28 protein-coding genes are annotated in these 22,463 nt (G+C 50.0%); 13 read left to right on the top strand and 15 right to left on the bottom strand.

Annotated features, from left to right (window positions below):
- Nucleotides 1-69: 69 nt before the first annotated feature.
- Complete coding sequence (gfa, locus tag HAV38_RS07540) at nucleotides 70-639, top strand: S-(hydroxymethyl)glutathione synthase (protein WP_168054023.1); 570 nt, start codon at nucleotides 70-72, stop codon at nucleotides 637-639.
- A gap of 127 nt (nucleotides 640-766) precedes the next feature.
- Here the strand turns inward: gfa and HAV38_RS07535 are convergent, their stop codons facing one another.
- The 5 genes from HAV38_RS07535 to HAV38_RS22260 form a co-directional block, all read right to left on the bottom strand.
- A complete protein-coding gene (locus tag HAV38_RS07535) occupies nucleotides 767-1,765 on the bottom strand; it encodes a GlxA family transcriptional regulator (protein ID WP_168054021.1) in 999 nt (332 codons plus the stop codon).
- 194 nt (nucleotides 1,766-1,959) lie between these two features.
- Entirely contained in the window at nucleotides 1,960-3,126 is a 1,167-nt protein-coding gene (locus HAV38_RS07530; RefSeq protein ID WP_168054019.1) for a Fic family protein, read from the bottom strand.
- Between the two features lie 306 nt (nucleotides 3,127-3,432).
- The gene (locus HAV38_RS07525) at nucleotides 3,433-3,624 is read right to left on the bottom strand and encodes a Txe/YoeB family addiction module toxin (protein WP_245182265.1); all 192 of its coding nucleotides are present in this window, start codon (nucleotides 3,622-3,624) and stop codon (nucleotides 3,433-3,435) included.
- Between the two features lie 52 nt (nucleotides 3,625-3,676).
- A complete protein-coding gene (locus HAV38_RS07520) occupies nucleotides 3,677-3,934 on the bottom strand; it encodes a type II toxin-antitoxin system prevent-host-death family antitoxin (RefSeq protein ID WP_168054017.1) in 258 nt (85 codons plus the stop codon).
- A gap of 88 nt (nucleotides 3,935-4,022) precedes the next feature.
- Nucleotides 4,023-4,148: a SymE family type I addiction module toxin gene (locus HAV38_RS22260; RefSeq protein ID WP_209216672.1), complete on the bottom strand. Its 126-nt coding sequence runs from the start codon at nucleotides 4,146-4,148 to the stop codon at nucleotides 4,023-4,025.
- A gap of 195 nt (nucleotides 4,149-4,343) precedes the next feature.
- On the opposite strand from HAV38_RS22260, the gene relB reads away from it, so the two are divergent.
- From relB to HAV38_RS21610, 5 genes are all read left to right on the top strand, one after another.
- The gene (gene relB / locus HAV38_RS07510) at nucleotides 4,344-4,571 is read left to right on the top strand and encodes a type II toxin-antitoxin system RelB family antitoxin (RefSeq protein WP_168054015.1); all 228 of its coding nucleotides are present in this window, start codon (nucleotides 4,344-4,346) and stop codon (nucleotides 4,569-4,571) included.
- Entirely contained in the window at nucleotides 4,555-4,821 is a 267-nt protein-coding gene (locus tag HAV38_RS07505) for a type II toxin-antitoxin system RelE family toxin (RefSeq protein ID WP_168054013.1), read from the top strand. The genes relB and HAV38_RS07505 overlap by 17 nt, the downstream gene beginning before the upstream one ends.
- Nucleotides 4,822-5,006: 185 nt before the next feature.
- On the top strand, nucleotides 5,007-5,261 hold the full coding sequence (locus HAV38_RS07500) for a type II toxin-antitoxin system Phd/YefM family antitoxin (RefSeq protein WP_168054011.1): 255 nt from the start codon (nucleotides 5,007-5,009) through the stop codon (nucleotides 5,259-5,261).
- The gene (locus tag HAV38_RS07495; RefSeq protein ID WP_184013444.1) at nucleotides 5,258-5,686 is read left to right on the top strand and encodes a type II toxin-antitoxin system VapC family toxin; all 429 of its coding nucleotides are present in this window, start codon (nucleotides 5,258-5,260) and stop codon (nucleotides 5,684-5,686) included. Before HAV38_RS07500 ends, HAV38_RS07495 begins: the two co-directional genes overlap by 4 nt.
- A 116-nt stretch (nucleotides 5,687-5,802) precedes the next feature.
- Nucleotides 5,803-5,991: a hypothetical protein gene (locus HAV38_RS21610; RefSeq protein ID WP_184013443.1), complete on the top strand. Its 189-nt coding sequence runs from the start codon at nucleotides 5,803-5,805 to the stop codon at nucleotides 5,989-5,991.
- Nucleotides 5,992-6,010: 19 nt separating this feature from the next.
- On the opposite strand, the gene HAV38_RS07485 is transcribed toward HAV38_RS21610, so the two are convergent.
- The 9 genes from HAV38_RS07485 to HAV38_RS07445 all read right to left on the bottom strand — a co-directional run bounded on the left by HAV38_RS07485 (nucleotide 6,011) and on the right by HAV38_RS07445 (nucleotide 13,214).
- Complete coding sequence (locus HAV38_RS07485; protein ID WP_168054009.1) at nucleotides 6,011-6,298, bottom strand: HigA family addiction module antitoxin; 288 nt, start codon at nucleotides 6,296-6,298, stop codon at nucleotides 6,011-6,013.
- A 19-nt stretch (nucleotides 6,299-6,317) separates the two neighbouring features.
- Entirely contained in the window at nucleotides 6,318-6,596 is a 279-nt protein-coding gene (locus HAV38_RS07480; protein ID WP_168054007.1) for a type II toxin-antitoxin system RelE/ParE family toxin, read from the bottom strand.
- 65 nt (nucleotides 6,597-6,661) lie between these two features.
- On the bottom strand, nucleotides 6,662-7,888 hold the full coding sequence (pqqE, locus tag HAV38_RS07475) for a pyrroloquinoline quinone biosynthesis protein PqqE (protein ID WP_168054005.1): 1,227 nt from the start codon (nucleotides 7,886-7,888) through the stop codon (nucleotides 6,662-6,664).
- A 5-nt stretch (nucleotides 7,889-7,893) separates the two neighbouring features.
- Nucleotides 7,894-8,157, bottom strand: a complete 264-nt coding sequence (pqqD, locus tag HAV38_RS07470) for a pyrroloquinoline quinone biosynthesis peptide chaperone PqqD (RefSeq protein WP_168054003.1) — start codon at nucleotides 8,155-8,157, stop codon at nucleotides 7,894-7,896.
- Between the two features lie 179 nt (nucleotides 8,158-8,336).
- Nucleotides 8,337-9,053, bottom strand: a complete 717-nt coding sequence (gene pqqC / locus HAV38_RS07465) for a pyrroloquinoline-quinone synthase PqqC (protein WP_168054001.1) — start codon at nucleotides 9,051-9,053, stop codon at nucleotides 8,337-8,339.
- The gene (pqqB, locus tag HAV38_RS07460) at nucleotides 9,050-9,976 is read right to left on the bottom strand and encodes a pyrroloquinoline quinone biosynthesis protein PqqB (RefSeq protein ID WP_168053999.1); all 927 of its coding nucleotides are present in this window, start codon (nucleotides 9,974-9,976) and stop codon (nucleotides 9,050-9,052) included. The genes pqqC and pqqB overlap by 4 nt, the downstream gene beginning before the upstream one ends.
- Before the next feature lie 151 nt (nucleotides 9,977-10,127).
- Nucleotides 10,128-10,202 carry a pyrroloquinoline quinone precursor peptide PqqA gene (gene pqqA, locus HAV38_RS07455; protein WP_168054208.1) on the bottom strand — a complete coding sequence of 25 codons (75 nt, stop codon included), beginning with the start codon at nucleotides 10,200-10,202 and terminating at the stop codon, nucleotides 10,128-10,130.
- A gap of 505 nt (nucleotides 10,203-10,707) precedes the next feature.
- Entirely contained in the window at nucleotides 10,708-11,292 is a 585-nt protein-coding gene (locus HAV38_RS07450) for a c-type cytochrome (protein ID WP_168053997.1), read from the bottom strand.
- Nucleotides 11,293-11,486: 194 nt separating this feature from the next.
- Nucleotides 11,487-13,214, bottom strand: a complete 1,728-nt coding sequence (locus HAV38_RS07445) for a pyrroloquinoline quinone-dependent dehydrogenase (protein WP_168053995.1) — start codon at nucleotides 13,212-13,214, stop codon at nucleotides 11,487-11,489.
- A 297-nt stretch (nucleotides 13,215-13,511) separates the two neighbouring features.
- On the opposite strand from HAV38_RS07445, the gene HAV38_RS07440 reads away from it, so the two are divergent.
- The 4 genes from HAV38_RS07440 (at nucleotide 13,512) to HAV38_RS07425 (ending at nucleotide 18,300) form a co-directional block, all read left to right on the top strand.
- On the top strand, nucleotides 13,512-14,186 hold the full coding sequence (locus tag HAV38_RS07440) for an ankyrin repeat domain-containing protein (RefSeq protein WP_168053993.1): 675 nt from the start codon (nucleotides 13,512-13,514) through the stop codon (nucleotides 14,184-14,186).
- A gap of 144 nt (nucleotides 14,187-14,330) precedes the next feature.
- Nucleotides 14,331-16,598, top strand: a complete 2,268-nt coding sequence (locus HAV38_RS07435) for a TonB-dependent receptor (RefSeq protein ID WP_168053991.1) — start codon at nucleotides 14,331-14,333, stop codon at nucleotides 16,596-16,598.
- Nucleotides 16,599-16,672: 74 nt separating this feature from the next.
- Nucleotides 16,673-17,713, top strand: coding sequence for a beta-propeller fold lactonase family protein (locus HAV38_RS07430; protein ID WP_168053989.1), 1,041 nt, complete (start codon nucleotides 16,673-16,675; stop codon nucleotides 17,711-17,713).
- Nucleotides 17,710-18,300, top strand: coding sequence for a cytochrome b (locus HAV38_RS07425; RefSeq protein ID WP_168053987.1), 591 nt, complete (start codon nucleotides 17,710-17,712; stop codon nucleotides 18,298-18,300). The genes HAV38_RS07430 and HAV38_RS07425 overlap by 4 nt, the downstream gene beginning before the upstream one ends.
- Before the next feature lie 71 nt (nucleotides 18,301-18,371).
- On the opposite strand, the gene HAV38_RS07420 is transcribed toward HAV38_RS07425, so the two are convergent.
- Nucleotides 18,372-19,283, bottom strand: a complete 912-nt coding sequence (locus HAV38_RS07420) for a LysR family transcriptional regulator (protein ID WP_168053985.1) — start codon at nucleotides 19,281-19,283, stop codon at nucleotides 18,372-18,374.
- Between the two features lie 213 nt (nucleotides 19,284-19,496).
- On the opposite strand from HAV38_RS07420, the gene HAV38_RS07415 reads away from it, so the two are divergent.
- From HAV38_RS07415 to cbbX, 3 genes are all read left to right on the top strand, one after another.
- Entirely contained in the window at nucleotides 19,497-20,960 is a 1,464-nt protein-coding gene (locus tag HAV38_RS07415) for a form I ribulose bisphosphate carboxylase large subunit (protein WP_168053983.1), read from the top strand.
- Nucleotides 20,961-21,026: 66 nt separating this feature from the next.
- Entirely contained in the window at nucleotides 21,027-21,458 is a 432-nt protein-coding gene (locus HAV38_RS07410; protein WP_168053981.1) for a ribulose bisphosphate carboxylase small subunit, read from the top strand.
- A gap of 51 nt (nucleotides 21,459-21,509) precedes the next feature.
- Nucleotides 21,510-22,448: a CbbX protein gene (cbbX, locus tag HAV38_RS07405; RefSeq protein ID WP_168053979.1), complete on the top strand. Its 939-nt coding sequence runs from the start codon at nucleotides 21,510-21,512 to the stop codon at nucleotides 22,446-22,448.
- The last annotated feature ends 15 nt before the right edge of the window (nucleotides 22,449-22,463 follow it).

Here is a 22,463-nt window from a genome sequence, read left to right as displayed (position 1 = left end):
CACAACATTATTTCCTCCCCATTTATTACACAGCTATTTTCATCCATAAAATCTATCAGGAGAAGTTTCATGAATGCTTCAGTCAAGATCCATCCAGCCGTCGATAACGGACTAAAGCCAGCTGCAGAAAATTTCGCGGGCGGCACGCTTTCTTGCGGCTGTTCTTCCAATAAAGTGGAAGTAGCAATCAAAGGTCAGGTAGCGCACAACCACGTATGCGGTTGTTCAAAATGCTGGAAGCCAGAAGGTGCTTTGTTCGCGCAAATCGCCGTTGTCTCACGTGACAACGTTAGCGTTACTGCAAACGGCGATAAACTAGCCGTCGTCGATACCAACGCAGCGATTCAGCGTCATGCATGCAAAGAGTGCGGCGTTCACATGTACGGCCGCATCGAAAACACCGGTCATCCATTTCATGGTCTGGATTTTGTTCATACAGAGCGTTCTACAGCAAGCGGATGGGCACCTCCGGAATTTGCGGCGTTTGTATCATCGATCATCGAAGCCGGCTATAAGCCAGACGGTATGGGCGCAGTGCGCGCACGCTTGGTTGAACTGAATCTGCCACCTTACGATTGCCTGTCACCACCGTTAATGGACGCTATTGCTGCGCATTCTGCTAAGTCAAAAAGTCTGTAACCGGTAAGTGTGAAACACTCGAAAAGGTGGTCATTAGTTGACCATTAGAACGACTGTTTTATGTAAGCTGTTGGCTCTGGAAGTGCTTCAGGGTCAACACGCTGCAGTATGGATCTGAAAATAGTAATCATAGCGTTGTTGAAAAGCGTTCACGATAGACTTTTGGGGTCACGCCGATTTTTTTCTGAAACACCCGTCGCATCTTTTCTTCAGTGCGAAATCCAGTCTTCAACACAATTTGTTTTAACGCCGATTCGTTTTCTTCCAGCATGCGTCGGGCTACTTCGAAGCGTGCGCTTTCTATAAATTCGGCTGGGCTTTCTGCGGTTTCTCGTTGAAATACTCTGGCAAAATTACGTTCGCTCATCGCTACCCGTGCCGCTAATTTGGGGATGCTGAGGTCCTCGCCCAGATGCAGCATGATCCAGCTTTGTAACTCACGGATGGTTGGGTGGGTCGTCATCTGGCTAGAAAGATGTACGCTAAATTGCGACTGTCCGCCCGGTCTTTTCAGGTAGATCACCAAATCGCGCGCCACCTCAAGGGCGATTTCACGGCCAAAATCTTCCTCTACGATTGCTAGCGCCAGGTCCATTCCAGCCGTCACGCCCGCAGAGGTCCAGATGTTGCCTTCGCGTATAAAGATCGCATCAGCGTCTACTTTGACCGCTGGATATTTTTTACTTAACAATTCAGAAAACCGCCAATGCGTGGTGGCGCGCCGACCATCCAGCGCGCCACCTTCGGCCAGAAAGAAACTCCCGGTGCACAGCGCTGCCAGACGCTGCATTTTAGGCGCGGCGCTAGTTACCCATTCCACTATTTCAAATGAATCCTTGAGCGCTTTTTCGATGTCAGGCGCACCGACTATCAGCGCAAGATCAGGCAAGGCAAGCATACTGATTGCTTTGGTCGCCTCAAGCGCCATCAACGTGTCGGACACGATCATGCCGATTTTGGTTGACGCTATCGCGACCTGATAACCCCCTGCTAACTGGCGCTGCCGCAGACAACTATTGGTGTAGTCAAATACCTTCAGCGGTCCGATAGCTTCCAGCGCTTTAAAGCCCGGATAGATGATGATATCTACGGTGTGTGTTTTGTAGTGCTGTACTTCTTTGTGCATAGTTGCTGGTGTTATTTGAGCTGGAATGTATAAATACGGACTGTGACGTGCATGCGCCGTGCAAGCAAGCCGTGATGATGCCATGCATTCTATCTGTAGAGGGAAAACCTGACAGCGTGAGGGCAAGCGCTGTAACGATGTTTCATCATTATTGACACCCTCCGCTGAGAGGGTGTATGGGACTTTGCCTCACCTTATACGATAGCGCCTTCATCGCTACCTTTTTGGTGCCAGCCAGAAACATTTATATAGTACTTGGTTGCCTTGCCGACGCCACGTACGACTAATGCTTCCTGTTGCAATAGGTGAGATAAATCGCGTGTGGCAGTAGCCTTTGATACGCCCGTAATTTTGCAGTATTTCTCCGCTGTCAAACCACCTAGGAATCCTCCATCGCCAGCATCGAGAAGTTTTTGCAGTGCTTTGCGCTGGCGCGCATTGAATGAATGGGTGACATGCTTGGCCCAGTACGCGGCCTTCTCAAGGGCCTGGTCGATGATGCGTTCCGATTTGATGCACGCTAAAGCGAACTGCTTTGCGAACCAATCAATCCATGGAGTGATGTCAAGGTTACCTGTTTGCGCAGCCTTTAACGCGTCATAGTAGGCCGTGCGGTTTTCTTGCAGTTGGCGCGACATGCTATAGAGGCGAACCGCCGACTGAGCGTCTTGCGCGATGGCCATATCCATTATGGCGCGACCGACGCGGCCGTTTCCGTCCTCGAACGGGTGGATTGTCTCGAACCACAAGTGAGTGATCGCCGCGCGCACAATGCCCTCTATTTCACTGGGCTTGTTAAACCACGCTAAAAACTGCGCCATTTCCTGGGGCACTTGTCTGGAATCTGGCGCACGATAATGTACGACTTCCTTGCCCGGTCGCCCGCTTACTATTTGCATCGGATCTTGGCAGGTGCGAAACTTTCCCACCTCAATGCGCTGTATCCCTGATGTGCCACCCGGAAAGAGCGCTGACTGCCACCGGAACAGACGGTCAAAATCTAACGGCACGGAGAAATTTTGGATCGCATCATGCATGACGTCCACCAAACCATCGACGTGACGTGGGGATGGTCCTGCCGTTGCCATGCCGAGTTTGCGCATAACGGAGGAGCGTACCTGGTCGAAGTCGAGTTTATGACCTTCGATCGCAGCGGTCGCAAGAACTTCCTGAACCCAGATGTCATTAACCACTTGGGTAAGGGCGTCGCCGGACATGTCGATTACTTGGGCTTTACCTAGTACTTTTCCCTGTTGAAGACGTGCTTGCGTAAGCGATGCACTGATGACTTCGCTGTCGTATTCCCATGCTGGCCAAGAAGAGTGTTGCCAGACATATGCGCGTTGGTGAGGTGCATTCATGGATTTTCAAATCAATTCGTGAGCCGTATTTCATTATATACGGCTCACAAATACCCACTTACCATAATTTGAACATAAAAAATGGGCATAGTTAGTCCCAAAAACATCCTGAAGCAAAGACGCGTTACGTTTTTTGATGGATAGTCGCGAGCTGAAACAAGAAGAATTGGCAGAAATTGTTCACCAGAGCAATCTGTCGGCAATTCTGGCTGGCAAGCGAAAAATAAGTGCTTCCCTGGCGAAAATTAGGTAAGTTCTTTGGGATTAGCCCTGCAATATTTTTACCGCTAGTCTGATGTATTCTTTTTAATAATGAGAACGGCATTGCGCGATTTGCAGCGCGGCATTCTCAACGGCATAGACAAGTCGATGCTCATCATCGATGCGCCTGGACCAAAAGCCTGACAGATGGTGTTTCAGTGGTTCGGGTTTGCCGATACCGATATAAGGATCGCGCTGAATATCTTTAATAAGGGCATTAATACGTTTTAGTAGAATTTTATTATTCGTTTGTCAATAAATGTAATCTTCCCAGCCTTCTTCAGACCACTCAATCTTCATTGAGCAACTCTCGCACCACGCCGCGACCGGCCCGTAAAGACTCAATCGACTTAGCTAACCTTTTAGCATTTTTAGGGCTGCGTAAGAGATAAGCTGTTTCTTCAAGTGCGTTGTAGTCATCAAGCGACATCATCACTACCGGCTCGCCCTTTTGGCGTGTAATCAAGATAGGGGCGCGATCTTGTCCCACCTTATCCATCACAGCCGTAAGGTGCTGTCTTGTATAGCTATAATATAAGGCATCCACGATTTGTTCCTCATAAATATGTACAAATATTAGTACATATATGGTAGCACGGTCAAAACGCCGCACATGAAGCGTTGCTTCATCAACATTAGAGCATGTCGAACGATATGGGCGGACAATCCTCGCGTGTGATGACCAGACATCCCGTCATGACGCTGACCCTGACGCGTGTTCGGGGCAAGAATCCTGCTGCCGCCAGCCATCGGCCCTGCAAACGTATCCTTGCTTTAGTGCCGAAAAATTCCGGCAGTTTCTCGACCAGAATCAGGCGCTCACGATGAGTTATGAGCGGTAAAACGAATAGTTTGATGCCTCGTATCCATATAGTGAGCAGCAGCGCCTCGACACCAAAACTGACGCCGAATGTAAATGATACAATGAATACATATATTCACTTGGAGATTTTATTATGGCTACCTCTGTACGTCTCGCTCAAGAAACGGAGCAACGGCTTGATTTCCTCGCCTCAAGCACTGGTCGCACAAAAGCGTACTACCTGCGAGAAATTATTGAGCGGGGCATTGAGGACATGGAGGACTACTACCTTGCGGCCAACGTGTTGGAACGTGTACGCAAGGGGCAAGAACAAGTACACTCTGCTGCTGACGTGAGGAGAGACCTTGGCTTGGACGATTGATTACGCCGATACTGCCAAGGGGCAGCTTCGAAAACTCGACAAGCAAATGGCGCGGCGCATCGTCGATTACATGGATGAACGCATTGCCGGACTGGAGAACCCCCGTACCACGGGCAAAGCGTTGAGCGGCCCGCTTGATACCCTCTGGCGTTATCGGGTAGGTGACTGCCGCGTAATCTGTGACATACAGGACGGCGCTTTGTGCGTTCTTGTGGTGCAGGTTGGCAACCGGCGTGAGGTATATCGGTAGTCTCTACGCTCTACGCTCAACGCTCAACGCTCTACGCTCTACGCTCAACGCTCAACGCGACCAACGCCGATGGCCGGACTAACCTCTAACCGCGTTCGTTGCCCTTCTATAGACTCTGAAACACTTGCACTCGCTTGAGTGAAGTAGTAACATAGCTACATTATTCAAGCATGCGGGGTGTCGTCATGATCATTACCACCTTATCAAGCCGCGAGTTCAACCAAAAGGCGAGCGAGGCAAAACGGGCCGCAAACAACGGGCCAGTGTTCATCACGGATCGCGGCCGGCCGGCCCATGTGCTTATGAGCTTTGAGGACTATCAGCGGCTCACAAAACAGCGGCGCAACATTGCCGATGCGCTGGCTATGCCCAGTATTGCCGACATCGAGTTTGAGCCGCCGCGTGTAAATATCGAAATTCGTCCGGCTGATTTCACATGATGTTTGTATTGGATACCAACGTAGTGTCCGAACTGCGCAAGGTGCGGCTTGGTAAAGCTGATGCCAATGTGACAGCATGGACGGAAAGCGTTGATGCCGCTGACCTCTTTGTATCGGCCATTACAATCATGGAACTGGAGCTTGGCGTTCTGTCAATTGAACGAAAGGACGCCACTCAGGGGGCCATGTTGCGCTCGTGGCTAGAGCATCACGTATTGCCTGAGTTCTCCGGTCGCACGCTGTCTGTCGATACTGCCGTGGCGCAACGCTGCGCCAGGCTGCATGTACCCGATAAGCGAGGCGAGCGCGATGCACTCATCGCGGCAACCGCCCTTGTGCATGGCATGACGGTGGTTACTCGCAACATCGCTGATTTTAAGCAAACAGGAGTCCCCCTTATCAATCCATGGGATGTATCGCAGTGATGGGAAACAGATGCTTTCCGACACAGGCCAGAGTTGTAATGAGTTCTATGCTGTACCCTCCGTTTTAAAAATTAAAAAAACAGAATAAGGTATAAAAATAATACATCATTAGGGTATTGACAGGTTTTAACGGAAAGGGATGGTTTGATCCTTACGTCCCAGATGGGGAACTAAAGGAGGGGCAATCGCCCGGTTGCGTCTGGCAGGAAGCGTTGAACGACAAGTCATCAGGCATCTCGGCTGACGACGTGTTGAACCGCCTTGAGCGCAAGTATCAGGCAATCGCCAACGCTGCGGAGAAGTGATGCATATAGAACTCTCGCGCTACATTGAAGTCGTTACACTCAATCGCTCGATCTTGGGTCGGCTTATTTTGCTGGCCTGATATAAGTCGTACTGAAGCTGCATGCCCGCCCACAATTCGGGACTGGTGCCAAAAGCCGCACCAAGACGATATGCCATATCAGGCGAAACACCTGATGCGCCAGTGACTATGCGCTGTAATGTGACCCGACCTACGCCTATCTGCTTCGCTGCGGCCGTCACGGTTACGTCACCTAGATATTCTCTTAAAACCTCGCCTGGATGAGGAGGATTGTGCATACGTATCATTATAAATCTCCTTAAAATTTTAGTGATAATCAAGGTAATCGACAAGAATAGCGTCTGTACCTTCAAAAGCGAATACCATTCGCCAGTTTCCATTGACCGTGATTGCCCAATGTCCCTTTAAATCGCCCTGTAGTGGATGCAACCCCCACGATGGCGCAGAAAGATCTTCTGGCGCGATGGCTTGATCAAGTGCAGCAAGTTGAAGTTTCAGCTTTACTGCATGAGCTGCTTGAATTCCGGCCTTGCTTCCTGTTTCAAAGAACCGCTGTAATCCTTTATGTCGAAAATTCTTTATCATGAAACCTATTGTATCGCGTATATATACACAATACAATACTTGTGCGCCTCTTTGCTCTAGGTTTTTTACTTATTTGAGGACTCAGCACCAGCGCTAGCAAATCGCATCGAGTTGGCATCAGTACGGAACAGTATCGGTTGCGTAACAGTTTGCGGTACGCCGTTCTTAGTCGGTTGGGCGTGCAGAACGATGGTTTGTAGCGCGTCATGGTGTGGCGATTTACTGCATACCGGGTCGGCGTTGGTTGCGTCACCGGTCAAGGCGAGGGCCTGACAGCGGCAACCGCCAAAATCTTTCTTTTTGTCAGGGCAAGTCTTGCACGGCTCTTTCATCCAGGCGTCGCCGCGGTAGCGGTTGAATGCGTCACTGTGGTGCCAAATATCGTGGATGCTGTCTTCCAGCACGTTGGGGAAAGTAAGGCCGGGTAACGATCTTGCAGCGTGACACGGCAACGCTGCGCCGTCGGCGGCGACGGCTAAAAATACCGAACCCCAGCCGTTCATGCAAGCCTTCGGGCGCTCTTCAAAATAGTCCGGCACTACGAACAAAATACGCAACTTGTTACCAAGCTTGGCGCGATATTCATTCACAGTCGCTTCGGCACGTTGTAACTGCTCACGCGATGGCAGCAGATGCGCGCGGTTGACCAGACCCCAGCCGTAATATTGCGTGTTGGCGAGTTCCAGATACTCCACATCCATCTCAATCGCCATCTCGATAATGCGGTCGATATGATCCAGATTGTAGCGGTGCAGGACGACGTTTAGCACCATTGGGTAGTCGTATTGCTTAATCAGTTTGGCGACCTTCGATTTCAAATCAAAGGTTTTGGTACTGGTCAGGAAATCGTTCATTTCCTTGGTCGAGTCCTGGAACGATAGCTGGATGTGATCCAGGCCCAATTCCTTCATGCGGGCGATTCGCGGTTCGGTTAATCCGACGCCGGAAGTAATCAGGTTGGTGTAATAACCCAGTCGGTGACCTTCAGCGATCAACTCTTCCAAATCATCCCGCAGCAGTGGTTCGCCGCCAGAAAAGCCGAGCTGTGCGGCACCGAGTTTGCGCGCCTGACGCATTACGTCAAACCATTGATCGGTGGTTAATTCGTTGCGGTTTTCTGCGTAATTCAGCGGGTTGTAACAAAATACGCAATGCAGAGGGCAGCGATAAGTGAGTTCGGCCAGCAGCCACAATGGCGGTGTTACGACAAAATCCTGGACCGCGCTATCCGCCACCCGATTGACCACCTCAACCTCTTGGGCCTGATCAGCTTGCTGTGTCTGTCCGGTCATGTTGATCACCTTATCCAGCCTTGTGCATCGGCGGTACGCAAAAATTCCTCTACATCAGCGAGCAAATTTTGCATCCCGAAAGTGGTCTCCAAATCACTGACGATGGCAGCGCAATCGCGCTCACCATCGCAGCGTTTCAAGATTTCTGCGGCGCTTTGGTTGAGTTTAACCATGCCCTCTGGGTACAACAGCACGTAATTATTCTGCGTCTCTTCCCATTGCAATCGAAACAGTTTGGATAACTTTGGTTTCTCAGGATAAGCGCTCATAGTGGTGTCGGATGTGATCACGGAAGATAGGGTCAAGGGTGGCTGAATCGCTACTGAGGAGTGCTCAGCATGCAATTTGTCTCTTTTTTATTGCCAAACTTTTACAAGTTTTTTGCCAATCTTTTTACGCATAAGTGTTGAGTCGCTCGTTTATCGAAAGTGAACGACCGCTTGATAGCTTAAGGATACGCCTTATCGATCGCATCCAGCATTGACCACAAAATGTCGAGCTTCAACTGTAAAATATCCAGCGCACGATCTTGCTGCACGCGCGTCGTAAAGTGATCCAGCGTTACTGCCAATCCGTGTTCGACATCGCGTTCTGCCAGCGAAATGCGACTGCGGAAATATTGTAATCCGGTGGTTTCTATCCACGGATAATGTTGCGGCCAGTTAGCTAACCGGTCCTTGTGAATTTTGGGCGCAAACATCTCTGTCAGCGATGAGCAGACCGCCTCTTGCCATGGTGAACGGCGGGCAAAATTAAGATACGCGTCGACGGCAAAACGAACGCCCGGCACAACAAATTTCAATGACCATAAATCTTCGCGGGAGATGCCGACAGCCTTACCTAGTGCGGTCCATGCTTCGATCCCGCCTTCGTTATCTTCCCAGCCGTCATGATCGAGAATACGTAGCACCCATTTGCGGCGGGTCTCGCGGTCATCGCAATTTGAAATGATGGCACCGTCTTTTTGCGGAATGATGATCTGGTAGTAGAACCGGTTGGCGACCCATCCGCGAATCTGCTCGTGGGTCAATTCGCCGTTGGTCATCTTGACGTTGAACGGATGATGGATGTGGTAGCCGGCACCTTTGGCGCGTAACTGCGCTTCGAATTCGGTGCGGTCCCACGGCGCGGCGACTGCGGTGGCTTCTTTTGTGTTGGCGTTCATAGCGTAATCTCCATACCGTCGAAGGCCACTTCAATTCCGTGCTGCGTCAAGGTCGCGCGCTGATGCGAATCGGCGTCCAGAATTGGATTGGTATTATTAATGTGAATGAGAATTTTGCGAGGCGTGTCCATCGCGTCCAACACCTCTATCATCCCGCCGGGACCGGTTTGCGGCAAATGCCCCATATCCGCGGATTTCTTTTTGGAAAATCCCAGTGTGATCATCTCGTCTTCGGTCCATAAGGTGCCATCCACCAGAACGCAATCTGCAGTGCGCATGGCGTTCTCGATGTGTGGCTCCAGTGCGCCCAGACCGGGCGCATAAAACAGTTTTTTGCCAGTCGCTATTTCTTCAATCAGCAAACCGATATTGTCCCCTACCTGCGGTTGCTCGCGATGCGGAGAGTAGGGCGGGGCTTTGCTTTTAAGCGGCAGCGCAGTAAAGCTGATGCCGTCTATGCCAGGAACCTGGATCGCAGGATATTGGGTGACGTGGTTGTTGGTTGGCAGCGGATGCCATTGCACCCCGCAATAGTGCGACAGCACATGCATTAACGGCAAGCCGGTGGTGAGATCGTCCCACACCGATGGGGTGCAATAAATCGGCAATTGCTTGCCCTCACGCAGCATCAGCAAACCGGTCACGTGATCGATTTGCGCATCCATCAGGACGACCGCTGCAATACCGGAGTCGCGTTGGTGACGGTTGGGTTGCAGTGCCGGTGTATTACGAATCTGGGTCAAAATATCGGGGGACGCGTTGATCAACACCCAATCGCTGCCGTTGGCGGAGACGGCAATCGATGATTGCGTGCGAGCCGTTGCGTTAATGGTGCCATTGCGCAGCCCATTGCAGTTATGGCAATTGCAGTTCCATTGTGGAAATCCACCACCAGCGGCCGAGCCTAACACAATGATTTGCATAATTTAATGGTTTCAAGCGAGGAAATGTTGCGATTGAGTATGGGAGTAATTCGCAGGATGTGATCCTGTTTACGAACCCAGCATTAAATTCTAGAGATAAAAACGGCGATTGGTTTAGCAATCGCCGTCAAGTCCGCGTTACAAAACGCTATTAACGATTTGCAATGTACATAGTGATTTCAAAACCAAAACGTAGATCTGTAAATGCAGGTGTAGTCCAGTTCATAATTAATCTCCAATGTTATTAAAATACTAGGATTTGCTACGGGGAAACTCGATTGCATACTACTCAGTTCTTCACTGATTATTCCGACAATCACACTCATTTGGAGCAATTTTCATGCCCAAATTTCTTTAAAATCTTCCAGCCTCGTTACCTGTTTAAAAGAGTGTTTCGTAAAACATCTTTAAATTACTTGTCAGAGGGTGGCCTCTTTTAATTATGCTAAGACCGGCATTATTATGTTTTTAAAGCTACCCACCGGTCGGCAGTTAAAAGCATGCTGATTGTCCCACGCCTAAATAATGTGTGCGAAATTGATACAGTCGTTGCACAAACTGTTCAATATGTGGACCATCGCCGGACGCGCTATTTTGCCATTAACGACCCACTTAATATTCCATGGGAACATGACGCGACAAATGGGACACTTTAATTGCATCTAATTATTACGCCAACTGCGCTTTCGCCGTTTGGCGCAGAATTGGACGCAATGGCGCTCTGCTAGCCGTTAGTGAATGTTAGCGATGTACTGTGACAAATTAACAATGTCATCGTCAGTCAGATTTTTGGTCACGGCTGTCATGTTGCCAGCGTCATTGGTCCGCGCGCGAGCTCTAAAGTCGGTAAGTTGCTTAGCAATATAGTCATAGTGTTGCCCGGACAGTTTAGGAATCTCGTTCTGTCCCTTCATCGCGCCCAGATGACACATGGAGCACAGCACTTCTTCGGCCTTGGCAAAACCCAACTTTACCTTTGCCGGGTCGGCCTTAAAATTGATCGGGGTTGGTATTTGGGCGGCAAAATAAGCCGCCAGGTCCTGCATGTCTTCCTTCGATAGATTCGCGGCCATCGGGCTCATCATCGGGTTAACGCGCGCGCCTTCTTTAAAGTCGCGGAGCTCAAGGTAGAGATAGCGTGCGCTTTGACCCGCCAATACCGGAAACATCGGCACGGTCGAATTGCCGGCAACCCCGTGGCAGGCTATGCAGGTTTCCGCTTTTTTCTTGCCCGCTTCGATATCGGCGGCATGGCTTTGAAAGGAGAGGGCGGAGAGTGCGGTTATTGCCGCAAAAACGATGTGTGCAACTTTCATGTTATTCGGTATCCAGTGGTCAACTATAAGGAAAGAGGCCGCTTCACTATGAATGCGCCCTCTTTCCGGTACTTACTTGCAAATTACATGCCTGAGATGACAGACATAATATCTCTTAAACGGCATTCACAATCCTATTGCGCGGTAATGATTTTTGTAAGCCGCATCAGATCGCAAATGAACTTCCCTGAGACTTATTGTAGAGCAAAGACAAAAACGCTGTTACCGCGCTTGAAGTCCATCTGTGAGTTGCCGCCCGCAGCGACAGCGATGTATTGCTTGCCGTTGACAGAGTAGGACACTGGCGGTGCATTAACGCCCGCGCCGCATTGGAATTGCCATAGCACTTTGCCGGTTTTAGCGTCATAAGCCTTGAACAAGCCATTACCTTCGCCTGCAAACACCAGATTGCCCGCTGTTGCCAATGCGCCACCGATCATTGGTTGGTCGGTTTTTGCCTGCCATGCGATCTTGCCGGTATCGATATTGACGGCGGTTACGTTGCCTGATTGCTCTTCGCCCGCAGCGTTTTTAAACGCGCCGCCTAACCACAATTTGCCGTTTGGATAGTTTGATCCATCTACCTGATAAGTCATCGGTTGGTTCAAATTCAAGGCATAAGTCAGGCGTGCACCGGCGTTATAGGCCATTGGGGACCATTCCACACCACCGTTAGCACCCGGCAACATACGCGTACCCGCAGCGGTTGGAAGCGCCCACATGTTTTCTTGAGGAACCATGGCTTCAGAGAAGCGAATCAAAGTGCCGTCGTTACGGTTATGCACATATACATGACCGGTTTTGCCAGCATGGATCACTGCAGGAACCATCTTGCCGCTCTTGTCTTTTACATCGACCAGGATCGGTGGGCTGACCGAGTCCAAATCCCATACGTCATGAGCGATGTATTGAAAGTGCCACTTGTATGCGCCAGTATCAAGATTGATTGCGACCAGTGAATCCGTGTACAGATTGTCGCCAGGACGCTCAGCACCATACAAATCAGGAGATGGATTGCCTACAACAAAAAAGACCGTTTTAGTCGCACGATCAATTGCTGGGGTTGTCCAGACGCCGCCACCCAAAGTCTCGTGAAAATTTGATTTTTTCGCAAAGGCAACTTTTTCTGCAGCGATGTCACGGTGCAAATCACGACCGGTTGCATCGTTCTTAGCCCATACGCCTTCATGGCCTTTTTCTGGGATGGTATAGAACGTCCAGATTAGCTTGCCTGACGCAGCGTCGAAGGCTTTAACGAAACCGCGGATGCCGTATTCGCCGCCATTGGTGCCGATCAGCACTTTGCCGTCTACAACCGTTGGTGCCATGGTTTCACTGTAACCTTTTTCCGGGTCAGCGATTTCGGTTTCCCATAGCAGTTTGCCGGTTTTGGTGTCCAGTGCAATCAACTTGGAATCCAGCGTGCCCATGTACAGTTTGCCATCCGAAACGGCGACACCACGATTGTTTGGTCCGCAGCAAAATGTTGTTACTGGTCCCATTTTGTGTTTGAAGTGCCAGAATTCCTGACCTGTGACAGCATCTACTGCGTACACATGATTATAGGAAGTAGTCAAAAACATCACGCCATTGACCACAATTGGTGCCGTCTCCATAGACTCGACAATAGCAGTCTGGAACACGAACTTAGGCTTTAGTGTTGCTACGTTTTTTGAATTAATTTGCGCTGATGGATAAAAACGCGTTTGCGCGTAATCTCCGTTGGTGTGCAGCCAATTCTTGCTGTCTTTGGCCGCGCCATCAAGCATGGCTTGATTGACCGGTGCCAGTGCTTTAGCCATTGGTGGAATCTTGATGCCAGCGCCGCCTTCCGTCTCTTGTGCGCTGCTTACTACCGTGGCGACTAACATGCTCGTCGCCAGAGCAATCTGTCCTATTATTTTGTAATTTGCCATTCTCATACTGATTCCCTTAATGATGTTGTTTTGTGCAACGTTAGCTTTAGGCAATACTTTATTGTTTTGAAGGGTTTAAATCAAAATTTGAAACTTGATTTCTTGTATGATAATTCCCCGTCAGCATAATATCTCTAATTCATATTGCAATGTATTAAATATAAAATGGGTCGGTAATATTCTCCTTTCTAGGTCTAGCATCATAATTCGGAAAAATAACTAGCGTGGAGCCTGCAAATAAGTCGGCACCAGGCGGCAAGTAATTTGGCCACAATTCAGCACATTTCAACAGGATAATTTAGTATGTATACAGGTCGTTCCATATTTTTAAAATGTATTTTGTCTTTAGCTGTTTCGGCATTTTTCAGCAACGCCTCCGCCAACGATGCGCAGGTTGATCTGAACCGCCAGGCCCTGGCTGCCGCCCGTAGCGGCAATGCCCAGACTTTCAAGGGCTTTATTGAGGCAGGGGCTTCACCCGATACCCGTAATCGGCTCGGCGATTCGTTATTGATGAGCGCCATTAAAAACGGTCAGATGGACATCATGTTATTGCTCATAGCGCGCGGAGCAGACGTTAATCTGGCAAACGTGGCAAAAGTCACGCCTTTGATGGCATCTGCGTACTTTGGGCGTCCTGCCATGGCGCGGGTGTTGATCGACAAAAAGGCAGACGTCAACGCAATCGATCAAGTGCATAAAACAGCTATGGTCTACGCCGCCGGCACTGGGCAAACTGAGATCGTTAATATGTTGCTGCAAACGGGTCCTGAGAGCGGGATCAAGGTCAATACTTCCTACGAAAATGGCCTCACGGCGCTGATGTGGGCCGGGGCCTCCGGTTTCCCGGCCACGGTTGAGGCGCTATTGGCGCGCGGCGCAGACTCGCAGCTGCTCGATAATCGTGGCAAGGGTGTGCTGGAAATGGCACAGGAGAATAGCCATCTGGACATTGTAAAAATATTACAGGCCCGGTAACGCACCTCCCCTGATATGTGTCCTGAAGAGACCGGTTAAGGTCAAAACCATAGCCGGCATGGATATTGCATCAGGGAATTGGCATTGCCGATGGTTTACAGTCACAAGGCAGTAAATAAAAAAATATAATCAGGAGACAGAAATATGGCGTACTGGAAATCTGTGCCCGGCGCTACTGAATTGGCTTTGAGTAGTCTTTTGGGGAGTGTCATATTATTGCTCCACGGTCCAATTTTTGCAGCCGAAACATTTACCGCAACCGATAAAAATTTGCCCGAGATCGTCGTAACCGGCACAACGCCGTTACCCGGCCTGGGTCTGCCCTTGCGCGATGTCGCGGCAAGCGTACAGTCAGTATCCGGCAAAGATATTACGCGCCAGCACGCTGGCAATATTACTGAATTTTTTGAGCAAAATCTGAGCAGTGTCACGATCAATTCGGCGCAGGGTAATCCCTATCAGCCGGATGTTAACTATCGTGGTTTTACTGCATCGCCTTTGCTGGGCACGCCGCAAGGTCTTTCCGTGTTTCAGGACGGCGTACGCATCAACGAACCATTCGGCGATGTCGTCAACTGGGATCTGTTGCCACAGTCGGCAATTGCCAACTTGCAGGTGATGCCCGGTTCCAATCCGGTTTTTGGCCTTAACACACTCGGCGGCGCGCTGGCGATTACGACCAAGAACGGTCGGACTAATCCTGGCGGTCAGGTTGAAGTGTCCGGTGGCGCGTTTGGTCGCAAGACCGTTGAGGTGGAGCAAGGCGGAACCGTCGGTAATATCGATTATTTTTTGACCGCGAACGACTCCAAAGACAAGGGCTGGGCCGACCACAACCCGAGTAGCGTCAAACAGTTTTTTGGAAAAATAGGTTATCAGGACGCAGCCACAACAGCCTCGTTAAGTTTAACGGCGGCTGATAACGACCTGCAGGGCATGCAAACGATTCCGCGTGCGTTCCTGGACAACCGGCGCCAGGCTTATACTTTTCCCGATAAGAATATAAACCGCGCGCAGCTATGGAATTTATCCGCGAGTCATTTTTATAATGATAATTTGCAGCTATCGACCAATGCGTACTATCGCAATTATCGCAACGATAATTCTAGTAGCAATGTGAATCAAAACTACGACGCGATAACAAATCCGGTCTCGGCCAATAACACGCGCTCTATGGTGAAGCAGGGCAGTTATGGATTCGGGACGCAACTGAGCTATATCGGAAAGCTTGGCACAATGGACAATCATATTGTGGGCGGTATTTCTGGTGATTTTGCAAATTCACGTTTCAAGCAACTGCGGCAGGATGCTAATTTTACTGCCAGCCGCGACACGTTAGGATTGAACGACTTTACGTTAGGTACGGATGCCAAAACGCATAATAGCAACCTCAGTATTTTTGTTTCCGACACGTTAGCACTTAACGATCAATGGTCGGTGACCGGTTCTGGTCGTTACAACTATGCGCGGGTTAACATCAGCGACCAGACCGGCAATCAGCCGCTGCTGAACAGCAAGAATACTTTTACGCGCTTCAATCCCGGTGTGGGTGTGACGTATAACCCCAACGCTGCGCTAACGGCGTATGCAACGTATAACGAAGGCATGCGTACCCCGACCGCCATCGAACTAGCCTGCGCGGACCCAAACGCCCCTTGCACGTTGCCAAATAACTTTATTGCGGATCCGGCGTTAAAGCCCGTGATCGCCAGAACAGGTGAGTTTGGCCTGCGCGGCAAACTGGGTGCCGCCTCTGGCTGGAGCGGGTCAATATTCAGGACCGCGCTTGATAATGACATTCAATTTATCAGCAGTAGCGGGGCGTCAGCCAGCACCGGGTATTTTCAAAACGTCGGTAAAACCCGTCGACAAGGCCTGGAACTGGCGGGTCATACTGTCGTTGGCCCAGTTGGCGTGACAATCAGCTACAGCTATATTGATGCCACTTATCAGACTGCTTTCGTGGAACATAGCGGTAGTAACTCAAGCGCCAACGCCATCGGCGATATCGCGGTCAATCGCGGGAATAAGCTACCGGGCATCCCGCAAAATACCCTCAAGCTGCGTCTGGATTATGCGCCGACATCGGCGTGGAATGTCGGCACCAACTTCGTGTATCGCAGCAGTATTTATGCCCGTGGCGATGAAAATAATCAGGATGCTAACGGCAAAATTTCTGGCTATACCATGGTCAATCTTGACGCCACGTATTTGGTCACCAAGCGGTTGCAAATTTTCGCGCGGGTTGACAATCTGTTCAACCGCCAGTACGCAAACTTTGGCGTGCTTGGACAAAACTACTTTAACGGACCAGGACGTTCGTTGGACGGTAATAGCGTTTCTAATGAGCAATTTATCGGTCCCGGCGCACCGCGCGGAGGCTGGGTTGGTTTAAGATATTCATGGAGTTAATGGCAGCTTACTTGAAGAGGCTGTCATGCCTTGTAGCTGAATAGTCGGAATTACATTATTAGAGAGGCTTTACCATGAAGTTAAATTTTTTGCAGCAACCATCGCTGACCACATTCCCACATGGGATTTATGTCCGGCCTTTGTCCGCAATCGGTGCTGCACGTAAAACAATAATGGTGGGCGCGGTATTATCGGCGCTGTCATTAGGGGTGTTGCCGTCGATTGCAAGCGCTAGTCCGTTCGCCTACGTTCCAAATGAAAAGTCAGGCACTATTTCCGTGATTGATACTGCCACCGATATGGTTGTAAACGAAATCAAAGCCGGTACCAAACCACGCGGTCTTGCTGTGCGACACGACGGCAAGGCGTTGTATGTCAGCGATCAACCGACCAATTCCTTATTAATCGTTGATCTTCAAAAAAAAGCGGTCGTTGGTAAAGTCGCCGTGGGTGAGTCACCAGAAGGCGTTGGCATTTCCCCTGATGGTAAATGGGTGGTCGCGGCAAGCGAAATAACCAACTCGGTCAATTTCATTTCAACCGACACCAACAAGCAAGAGTTCATCATCAAAACCAAAGGCAAAAATCCGGAGCATGCCGAATTCAGTCCTGATGGAAAATGGCTTTATGTCAGTGCGGAAGAGGCAGACTCGCTCGATATTATCGACATGACCAAGCGCGAACAAGTTGACTTGGTGGTCCTCGGCAAGCGCCCGCGCGGCATCGCATTTACGCCCAATGGAAAAACTGCTTACATCGCTGCGGAACTAGGTAGTATGGTCTATGTGCTTGACGTGGCAACCCATAAAGTAATCGCGCAAGTGAAGGCCGGTAGCTTCTCCAATGGCGTCGCGATGGCACCCGACGGCAAGCACGTTTATATTTCCAATGGCAAGGATGCTTCGGTCTCGGTTATCGATACAAGCAACAATACAGTGGTAGCGACCGTCCCTGTCGGCCAGCGTCCATGGAACATGGCGATCACACCTGATAGCAAAAAACTGTACGTGGCCAACGGGCGTTCCAACTCCGTCTCAGTGATTGATACCGCCACAAATACCGTGAGCAAGGAAATCCCTGTAGGCACCTTACCTTGGGGTGTTGCGATCAGATGAGCGCGCAAAACATCAGAGGGGCGGACACCAGAAATTTAACGTCAGGCGTCAGCAGCGTTGGCAAGGCGACCAAGTATCGCCCGCCCGCTATAGTCATGCATTGGGTGGTCGGGCTGTTGATTATTAGTCTGCTGGTGCTGGGCTATTACATGATCAATATTCCTAAAGGTACGCCGGGGCGCGCTGATTATTTTAACCTGCATAAATCGCTCGGGGTAATGACGGGCGTGCTTATCTTGCTGCGACTGGCATGGCGCTTCACACATCGCGTACCGCCTTTTCCATCAAGTATGCCGCAATGGGAAGTCAAGTCGGCACAATGGAGTCATCGCCTGTTATACCTCAGCATGATCGTGCAACCAGCGTCCGGATATCTGTCATCGTCTTTCAATAAGTACGGCGTCAAATTTTTTGGCATTCCTCTGCCCAAATGGGGATGGGAAGATCCTTTTTTACGCGATATGTTTGGCTTGATTCATTACGTGGCAGGGGCTATTTTTGCAGCGCTCGTCATACTGCATGTTCTGGCGGCACTCAAGCACAGGCTGATTGATCGGGACGGTGTGTTCCAGCGGATGCTGCCTTAAAAAAACCTTGGTGCCGCTGGTTGATCGGTTTAGGATTGAACATCTGCATTACCAAAAAGCGTTCAATCCTTTTAAGCCCATAGGTTGATCAGCGGTGCCGCTTCTTCTATCAAAAAAGTTTTGAGTACGCTGGCCGCCGGGGACAATCTTTTGGACGTCAGGTGTGTGACGTGCCAGTGCCGGATGATCGGCAAACCCTCTATATCCAATAGCACCAAATGGCCGGACGCCAGTTCGTGCCGGATGGTTCGTAACGATAAAAAACTCAGTCCCATACCCGCCATAACCGCCTGTTTGATGGTTTCGTTGCTCGGCATTTCCATGACGATGGGCGGCTTGATATTGTTTTCTGCGAACAGCCGTTCCATTAACTGGCGCGTGCCTGAACCTTTTTCCCGTACGACAAATTCATGGTCCTTCAGGATCGATATCGGCGCATTTCGTCTGCGCGAAAGCGGATGTTGCGGCGCGCTGATAACCGCTAACGGATTGGTCGCAAATATGTTCGCGGTGCAGTCTATAGAGTCGGGTGCGCGTCCCATAATAACCAGGTCGATTTCATTGCGCGCCAACAAATTCATGATGCTCTCGCGATTGTGTATATGGAGAACCACCTGGACATCCGGAAATTTCTTACGAAATAAAACCAATAGCATCGGCACAAAATATTTTGCGGTACTGACGATGGCGAGCGCCACGCGTCCTTTCTTCAGGCCGCGTCTTTCTGCCATCGCATCTTCAAGTTGTTTGAGTTGTGCAACGGCGCCGATCGCATATTGCTGAAAATCTTCACCTGCGTCCGTGAGTTTTATTTTGCGTCCGGTTTGCTCGTACAGCGGCAGGCCTATCGCTTCTTCTAATTGACGCATTTGCATCGACACAGCAGGTTGGGTGACGTGGAGATTTTCGGCAGCGCGAGATATCGATAGCTCGCGTGCGACATCAAGAAAAGTGTCCAGCTGACGGAGAGTATAGCGACGCATAAAGACCTATCTATAAGTATTTTCTGATGCAATTTATTTTTTTATTTATTAGACCTGATGTTAGTCGCTTTATATAGTTGAGTCCATAGGCAAAGGACTTACGCAAAGTTGTCCCCGAGGTTAATGACAGGTATGGTCTACATGCTTTCGGAATAATTTTGCATAAACCCTGAGGTAGTTAAAACGGGCATCGCCCACACTGAGGAGAGCACGATGGGAAGCAACGACGCAGGTCAGATAATGGATTCAAAAAAACGCTATTCAGCAGGCGTTCTTAAGTACGCGCAGATGGGTTATTGGGACGCAGATTATGTTCCGAAAGAAACCGATATTCTGGCACTCTTTCGTATCACGCCACAAGATGGCGTAGACGCGATAGAAGCTGCGGCTGCAGTCGCAGGGGAATCATCGACTGCGACCTGGACCGTTGTGTGGACAGATCGTCTTACCGCTTGCGATATGTATCGCGCCAAAGCCTATCGGGTTGATCCAGTGCCAAATAATCCGGGTCAATATTTCTGTTATGTTGCTTACGATCTGTCGTTGTTTGAAGAAGGCTCGATTGCCAACGTTACTGCTTCGATCATCGGCAACGTATTCAGCTTTAAGCCGCTGAAAGCAGCACGTCTTGAAGATATGAAATTTCCTGTTGCGTACATCAAGACCTTCCCTGGTCCGCCGACCGGCATTATTGTTGAACGTGAGCGCCTGGACAAATTTGGACGCCCTTTACTAGGTGCCACCACCAAGCCAAAACTAGGTTTGTCGGGACGCAACTACGGTCGTGTAGTGTATGAAGGCCTGAAAGGCGGCCTCGACTTCATGAAGGATGACGAGAACATTAACTCGCAAGCGTTTATGCATTGGCGTGATCGTTTTCTATTCGTCATGGAGGCAGTCAATCGCGCAAATGCGGCCACCGGCGAAGTAAAAGGACATTACCTCAATGTCACTGCCGGCACCATGGAAGAGATGTATCGCCGTGCAGAGTTCGCTAAAGAATTAGGTTCGGTTGTCGTCATGATTGATCTGGTGGTTGGCTGGACGGCGATTCAATCGATGTCTTTCTGGTGCCGTCAGAACGACATGATGCTGCATATGCATCGTGCCGGTCACGGCACTTACACACGTCAGAAAAATCACGGTGTTTCTTTCCGGGTGATTGCCAAATGGCTGCGTATGTGCGGTGTCGATCATCTCCATACCGGCACAGCAGTTGGCAAGCTGGAAGGCGATCCAATGATCGTTCAGGGCTACTACAACATTTGCCGCGATTCGCACACCAAAATGGATCTGGAACGCGGTATCTTCTTTGATCAGGACTGGGGTTCGTTGCGCAAAGTTATGCCAGTCGCATCCGGCGGTATTCATGCCGGTCAGATGCATCAGTTGCTGGACTTGTTTGGCGATGACGTTGTGTTGCAGTTCGGTGGCGGCACGATTGGTCATCCACAAGGCATTCAAGCCGGCGCGGTGGCTAACCGGGTCGCCTTGGAAGTTATGGTGCAGGCGCGTAATGAAGGCCGTGATATCAAGAATGAAGGTCCGCAAATCCTGCGCGATGCTGGCAAATGGTGCTCACCATTGAAAGCAGCACTGGATACGTGGGGTGAAATTTCTTTCAACTACGCGTCGACAGATACATCTGATTTTGCGCCGACGGCTTCGGTTTCCTGATAGTTTAAGTTGGAAATAGTCCGATCATATTGCTCAAACTGTTACATAAAGAATTGAAGGAATATCATGCGAGTTACTCAAGGCACATTTTCATTTTTGCCCGATCTTACCGATGCGCAAATCGTCAAGCAAATTGACTATTGTTTGGGAAAAGGCTGGGCGCTGGCCGTTGAATATACCGATGATCCACATCCCCGGAATACTTACTGGGAAATGTTCGGACCACCGATGTTTGATCTGCGCGATCCTGCGGGAATTATGATCGAGCTGAACAATTGCCGTAAAACGTTTCCGAACTATTACATTCGCCTGACGGCGTTTGATTCAAGCGCGGGCGTGGAATCGCTGGTCATGGCTTTCATCGTCAACCGTCCGGATATTGAGCCGGGCTTCCGTCTGGTACGGCACGAAGAAGCTGGTCGGACTATCCGCTACAGCATGGAAAGCTATGCGGTACAAGCCAAGCCAGAAGGCGTGCGGTACCAGTCAGAGACTTAAGACCAGTCAGTAATTCAAGACTAGTTAATTAATTTATAGAGCGAGTTAATTATGCAAACGCCGAATATCATATCAGCAGCGCCAGTAGATTTTGCGCTATCAGCAAATCCATTTGCGCAGGCGTTGGCAACTTCCGGCATTACGGAACTGTTGGCGCAGCTGGACCGCGAGTTGATTGGCCTGGCACCGGTCAAACAACGCATCCGCGATATTGCCGCATTATTACTGGTAGATAAACTACGGGCGGAGCGGGGGTTTTCGGCGGGCGCGCCTAGTTTGCACATGTGTTTCTCGGGCAATCCTGGCACAGGTAAAACGACTGTTGCGTTACGAATGGCAGAGATTTTGCATCGTTTGGGTTATGTACGTAAGGGGCATTTGATCGCCGTAACGCGCGATGATCTGGTTGGACAATATATTGGTCACACCGCGCCTAAGACTAAAGAAGTATTAAAAAGAGCGATGGGCGGCGTATTGTTTATCGACGAAGCTTATTATCTTTATCGTCCCGAAAACGAACGTGATTACGGACAAGAAGCAATCGAAATTTTGTTACAGGTGATGGAAAATAGTCGCGACGATCTGGTCGTGATTCTGGCGGGTTATAAAGACCGCATGGATAAGTTTTTTGAGTCCAACCCCGGCATGTCGTCACGGATTGCGCATCACATTGATTTTCCTGATTACAGCACTGGCGAGCTATCGCAAATAGCAGACCTGATGTTGCAGACGATGCAGTATCGGTTTGATGATGAGGCGGTTGCCGTATTTTCGGATTATCTGAATCGCCGCATGTTGTTGCCGCATTTTGCTAACGCCCGCAGCGTACGTAATGCATTGGACCGCGCTCGCTTGCGTCACGCATCGCGACTGATGAACGATCTTCATTCAACCGCGAGCGACACGGCCTTGACCACTATTACCGCCCCCGATCTATTGGCAAGTCGCGTATTTGCGCAGGGAAATCCGCTGATTGACATACAGGAGTGAAAATAATGCAAGCCA

The sequence above is a fragment of the Glaciimonas immobilis genome, assembly GCF_011947285.1.
GTDB classification, from domain to species: Bacteria; Pseudomonadota; Gammaproteobacteria; order Burkholderiales; family Burkholderiaceae_D; genus Glaciimonas; species Glaciimonas immobilis.
Note: the sequence above shows the minus strand (reverse complement) of the source record. Positions and strands in the feature narration are given on the sequence as shown.

Excerpts from the sequence above, each read along its gene's own strand:
- HAV38_RS07435 (WP_168053991.1), top strand. The coding sequence starts at position 14,331 with ATGGCGTACTGGAAATCTGTGCCCGGCGCTACTGAATTGGCTTTGAGT.
- gfa (WP_168054023.1), top strand. The coding sequence starts at position 70 with ATGAATGCTTCAGTCAAGATCCATCCAGCCGTCGATAACGGACTAAAG.
- pqqB (WP_168053999.1), bottom strand. The coding sequence starts at position 9,976 with ATGCAAATCATTGTGTTAGGCTCGGCCGCTGGTGGTGGATTTCCACAA.
- HAV38_RS07445 (WP_168053995.1), bottom strand. The coding sequence starts at position 13,214 with ATGAGAATGGCAAATTACAAAATAATAGGACAGATTGCTCTGGCGACG.
- HAV38_RS07425 (WP_168053987.1), top strand. The coding sequence starts at position 17,710 with ATGAGCGCGCAAAACATCAGAGGGGCGGACACCAGAAATTTAACGTCA.
- HAV38_RS07480 (WP_168054007.1), bottom strand. The coding sequence starts at position 6,596 with ATGATAAAGAATTTTCGACATAAAGGATTACAGCGGTTCTTTGAAACA.
- HAV38_RS07530 (WP_168054019.1), bottom strand. The coding sequence starts at position 3,126 with ATGAATGCACCTCACCAACGCGCATATGTCTGGCAACACTCTTCTTGG.
- pqqE (WP_168054005.1), bottom strand. The coding sequence starts at position 7,888 with ATGACCGGACAGACACAGCAAGCTGATCAGGCCCAAGAGGTTGAGGTG.
- HAV38_RS07430 (WP_168053989.1), top strand. The coding sequence starts at position 16,673 with ATGAAGTTAAATTTTTTGCAGCAACCATCGCTGACCACATTCCCACAT.
- HAV38_RS07535 (WP_168054021.1), bottom strand. The coding sequence starts at position 1,765 with ATGCACAAAGAAGTACAGCACTACAAAACACACACCGTAGATATCATC.
- relB (WP_168054015.1), top strand. The coding sequence starts at position 4,344 with ATGGCTACCTCTGTACGTCTCGCTCAAGAAACGGAGCAACGGCTTGAT.
- HAV38_RS07410 (WP_168053981.1), top strand. The coding sequence starts at position 21,027 with ATGCGAGTTACTCAAGGCACATTTTCATTTTTGCCCGATCTTACCGAT.
- HAV38_RS07450 (WP_168053997.1), bottom strand. The coding sequence starts at position 11,292 with ATGAAAGTTGCACACATCGTTTTTGCGGCAATAACCGCACTCTCCGCC.
- cbbX (WP_168053979.1), top strand. The coding sequence starts at position 21,510 with ATGCAAACGCCGAATATCATATCAGCAGCGCCAGTAGATTTTGCGCTA.
- HAV38_RS07420 (WP_168053985.1), bottom strand. The coding sequence starts at position 19,283 with ATGCGTCGCTATACTCTCCGTCAGCTGGACACTTTTCTTGATGTCGCA.
- HAV38_RS07485 (WP_168054009.1), bottom strand. The coding sequence starts at position 6,298 with ATGATACGTATGCACAATCCTCCTCATCCAGGCGAGGTTTTAAGAGAA.
- HAV38_RS07500 (WP_168054011.1), top strand. The coding sequence starts at position 5,007 with ATGATCATTACCACCTTATCAAGCCGCGAGTTCAACCAAAAGGCGAGC.
- HAV38_RS07415 (WP_168053983.1), top strand. The coding sequence starts at position 19,497 with ATGGGAAGCAACGACGCAGGTCAGATAATGGATTCAAAAAAACGCTAT.
- HAV38_RS07495 (WP_184013444.1), top strand. The coding sequence starts at position 5,258 with ATGATGTTTGTATTGGATACCAACGTAGTGTCCGAACTGCGCAAGGTG.
- pqqD (WP_168054003.1), bottom strand. The coding sequence starts at position 8,157 with ATGAGCGCTTATCCTGAGAAACCAAAGTTATCCAAACTGTTTCGATTG.
- HAV38_RS07440 (WP_168053993.1), top strand. The coding sequence starts at position 13,512 with ATGTATACAGGTCGTTCCATATTTTTAAAATGTATTTTGTCTTTAGCT.
- pqqC (WP_168054001.1), bottom strand. The coding sequence starts at position 9,053 with ATGAACGCCAACACAAAAGAAGCCACCGCAGTCGCCGCGCCGTGGGAC.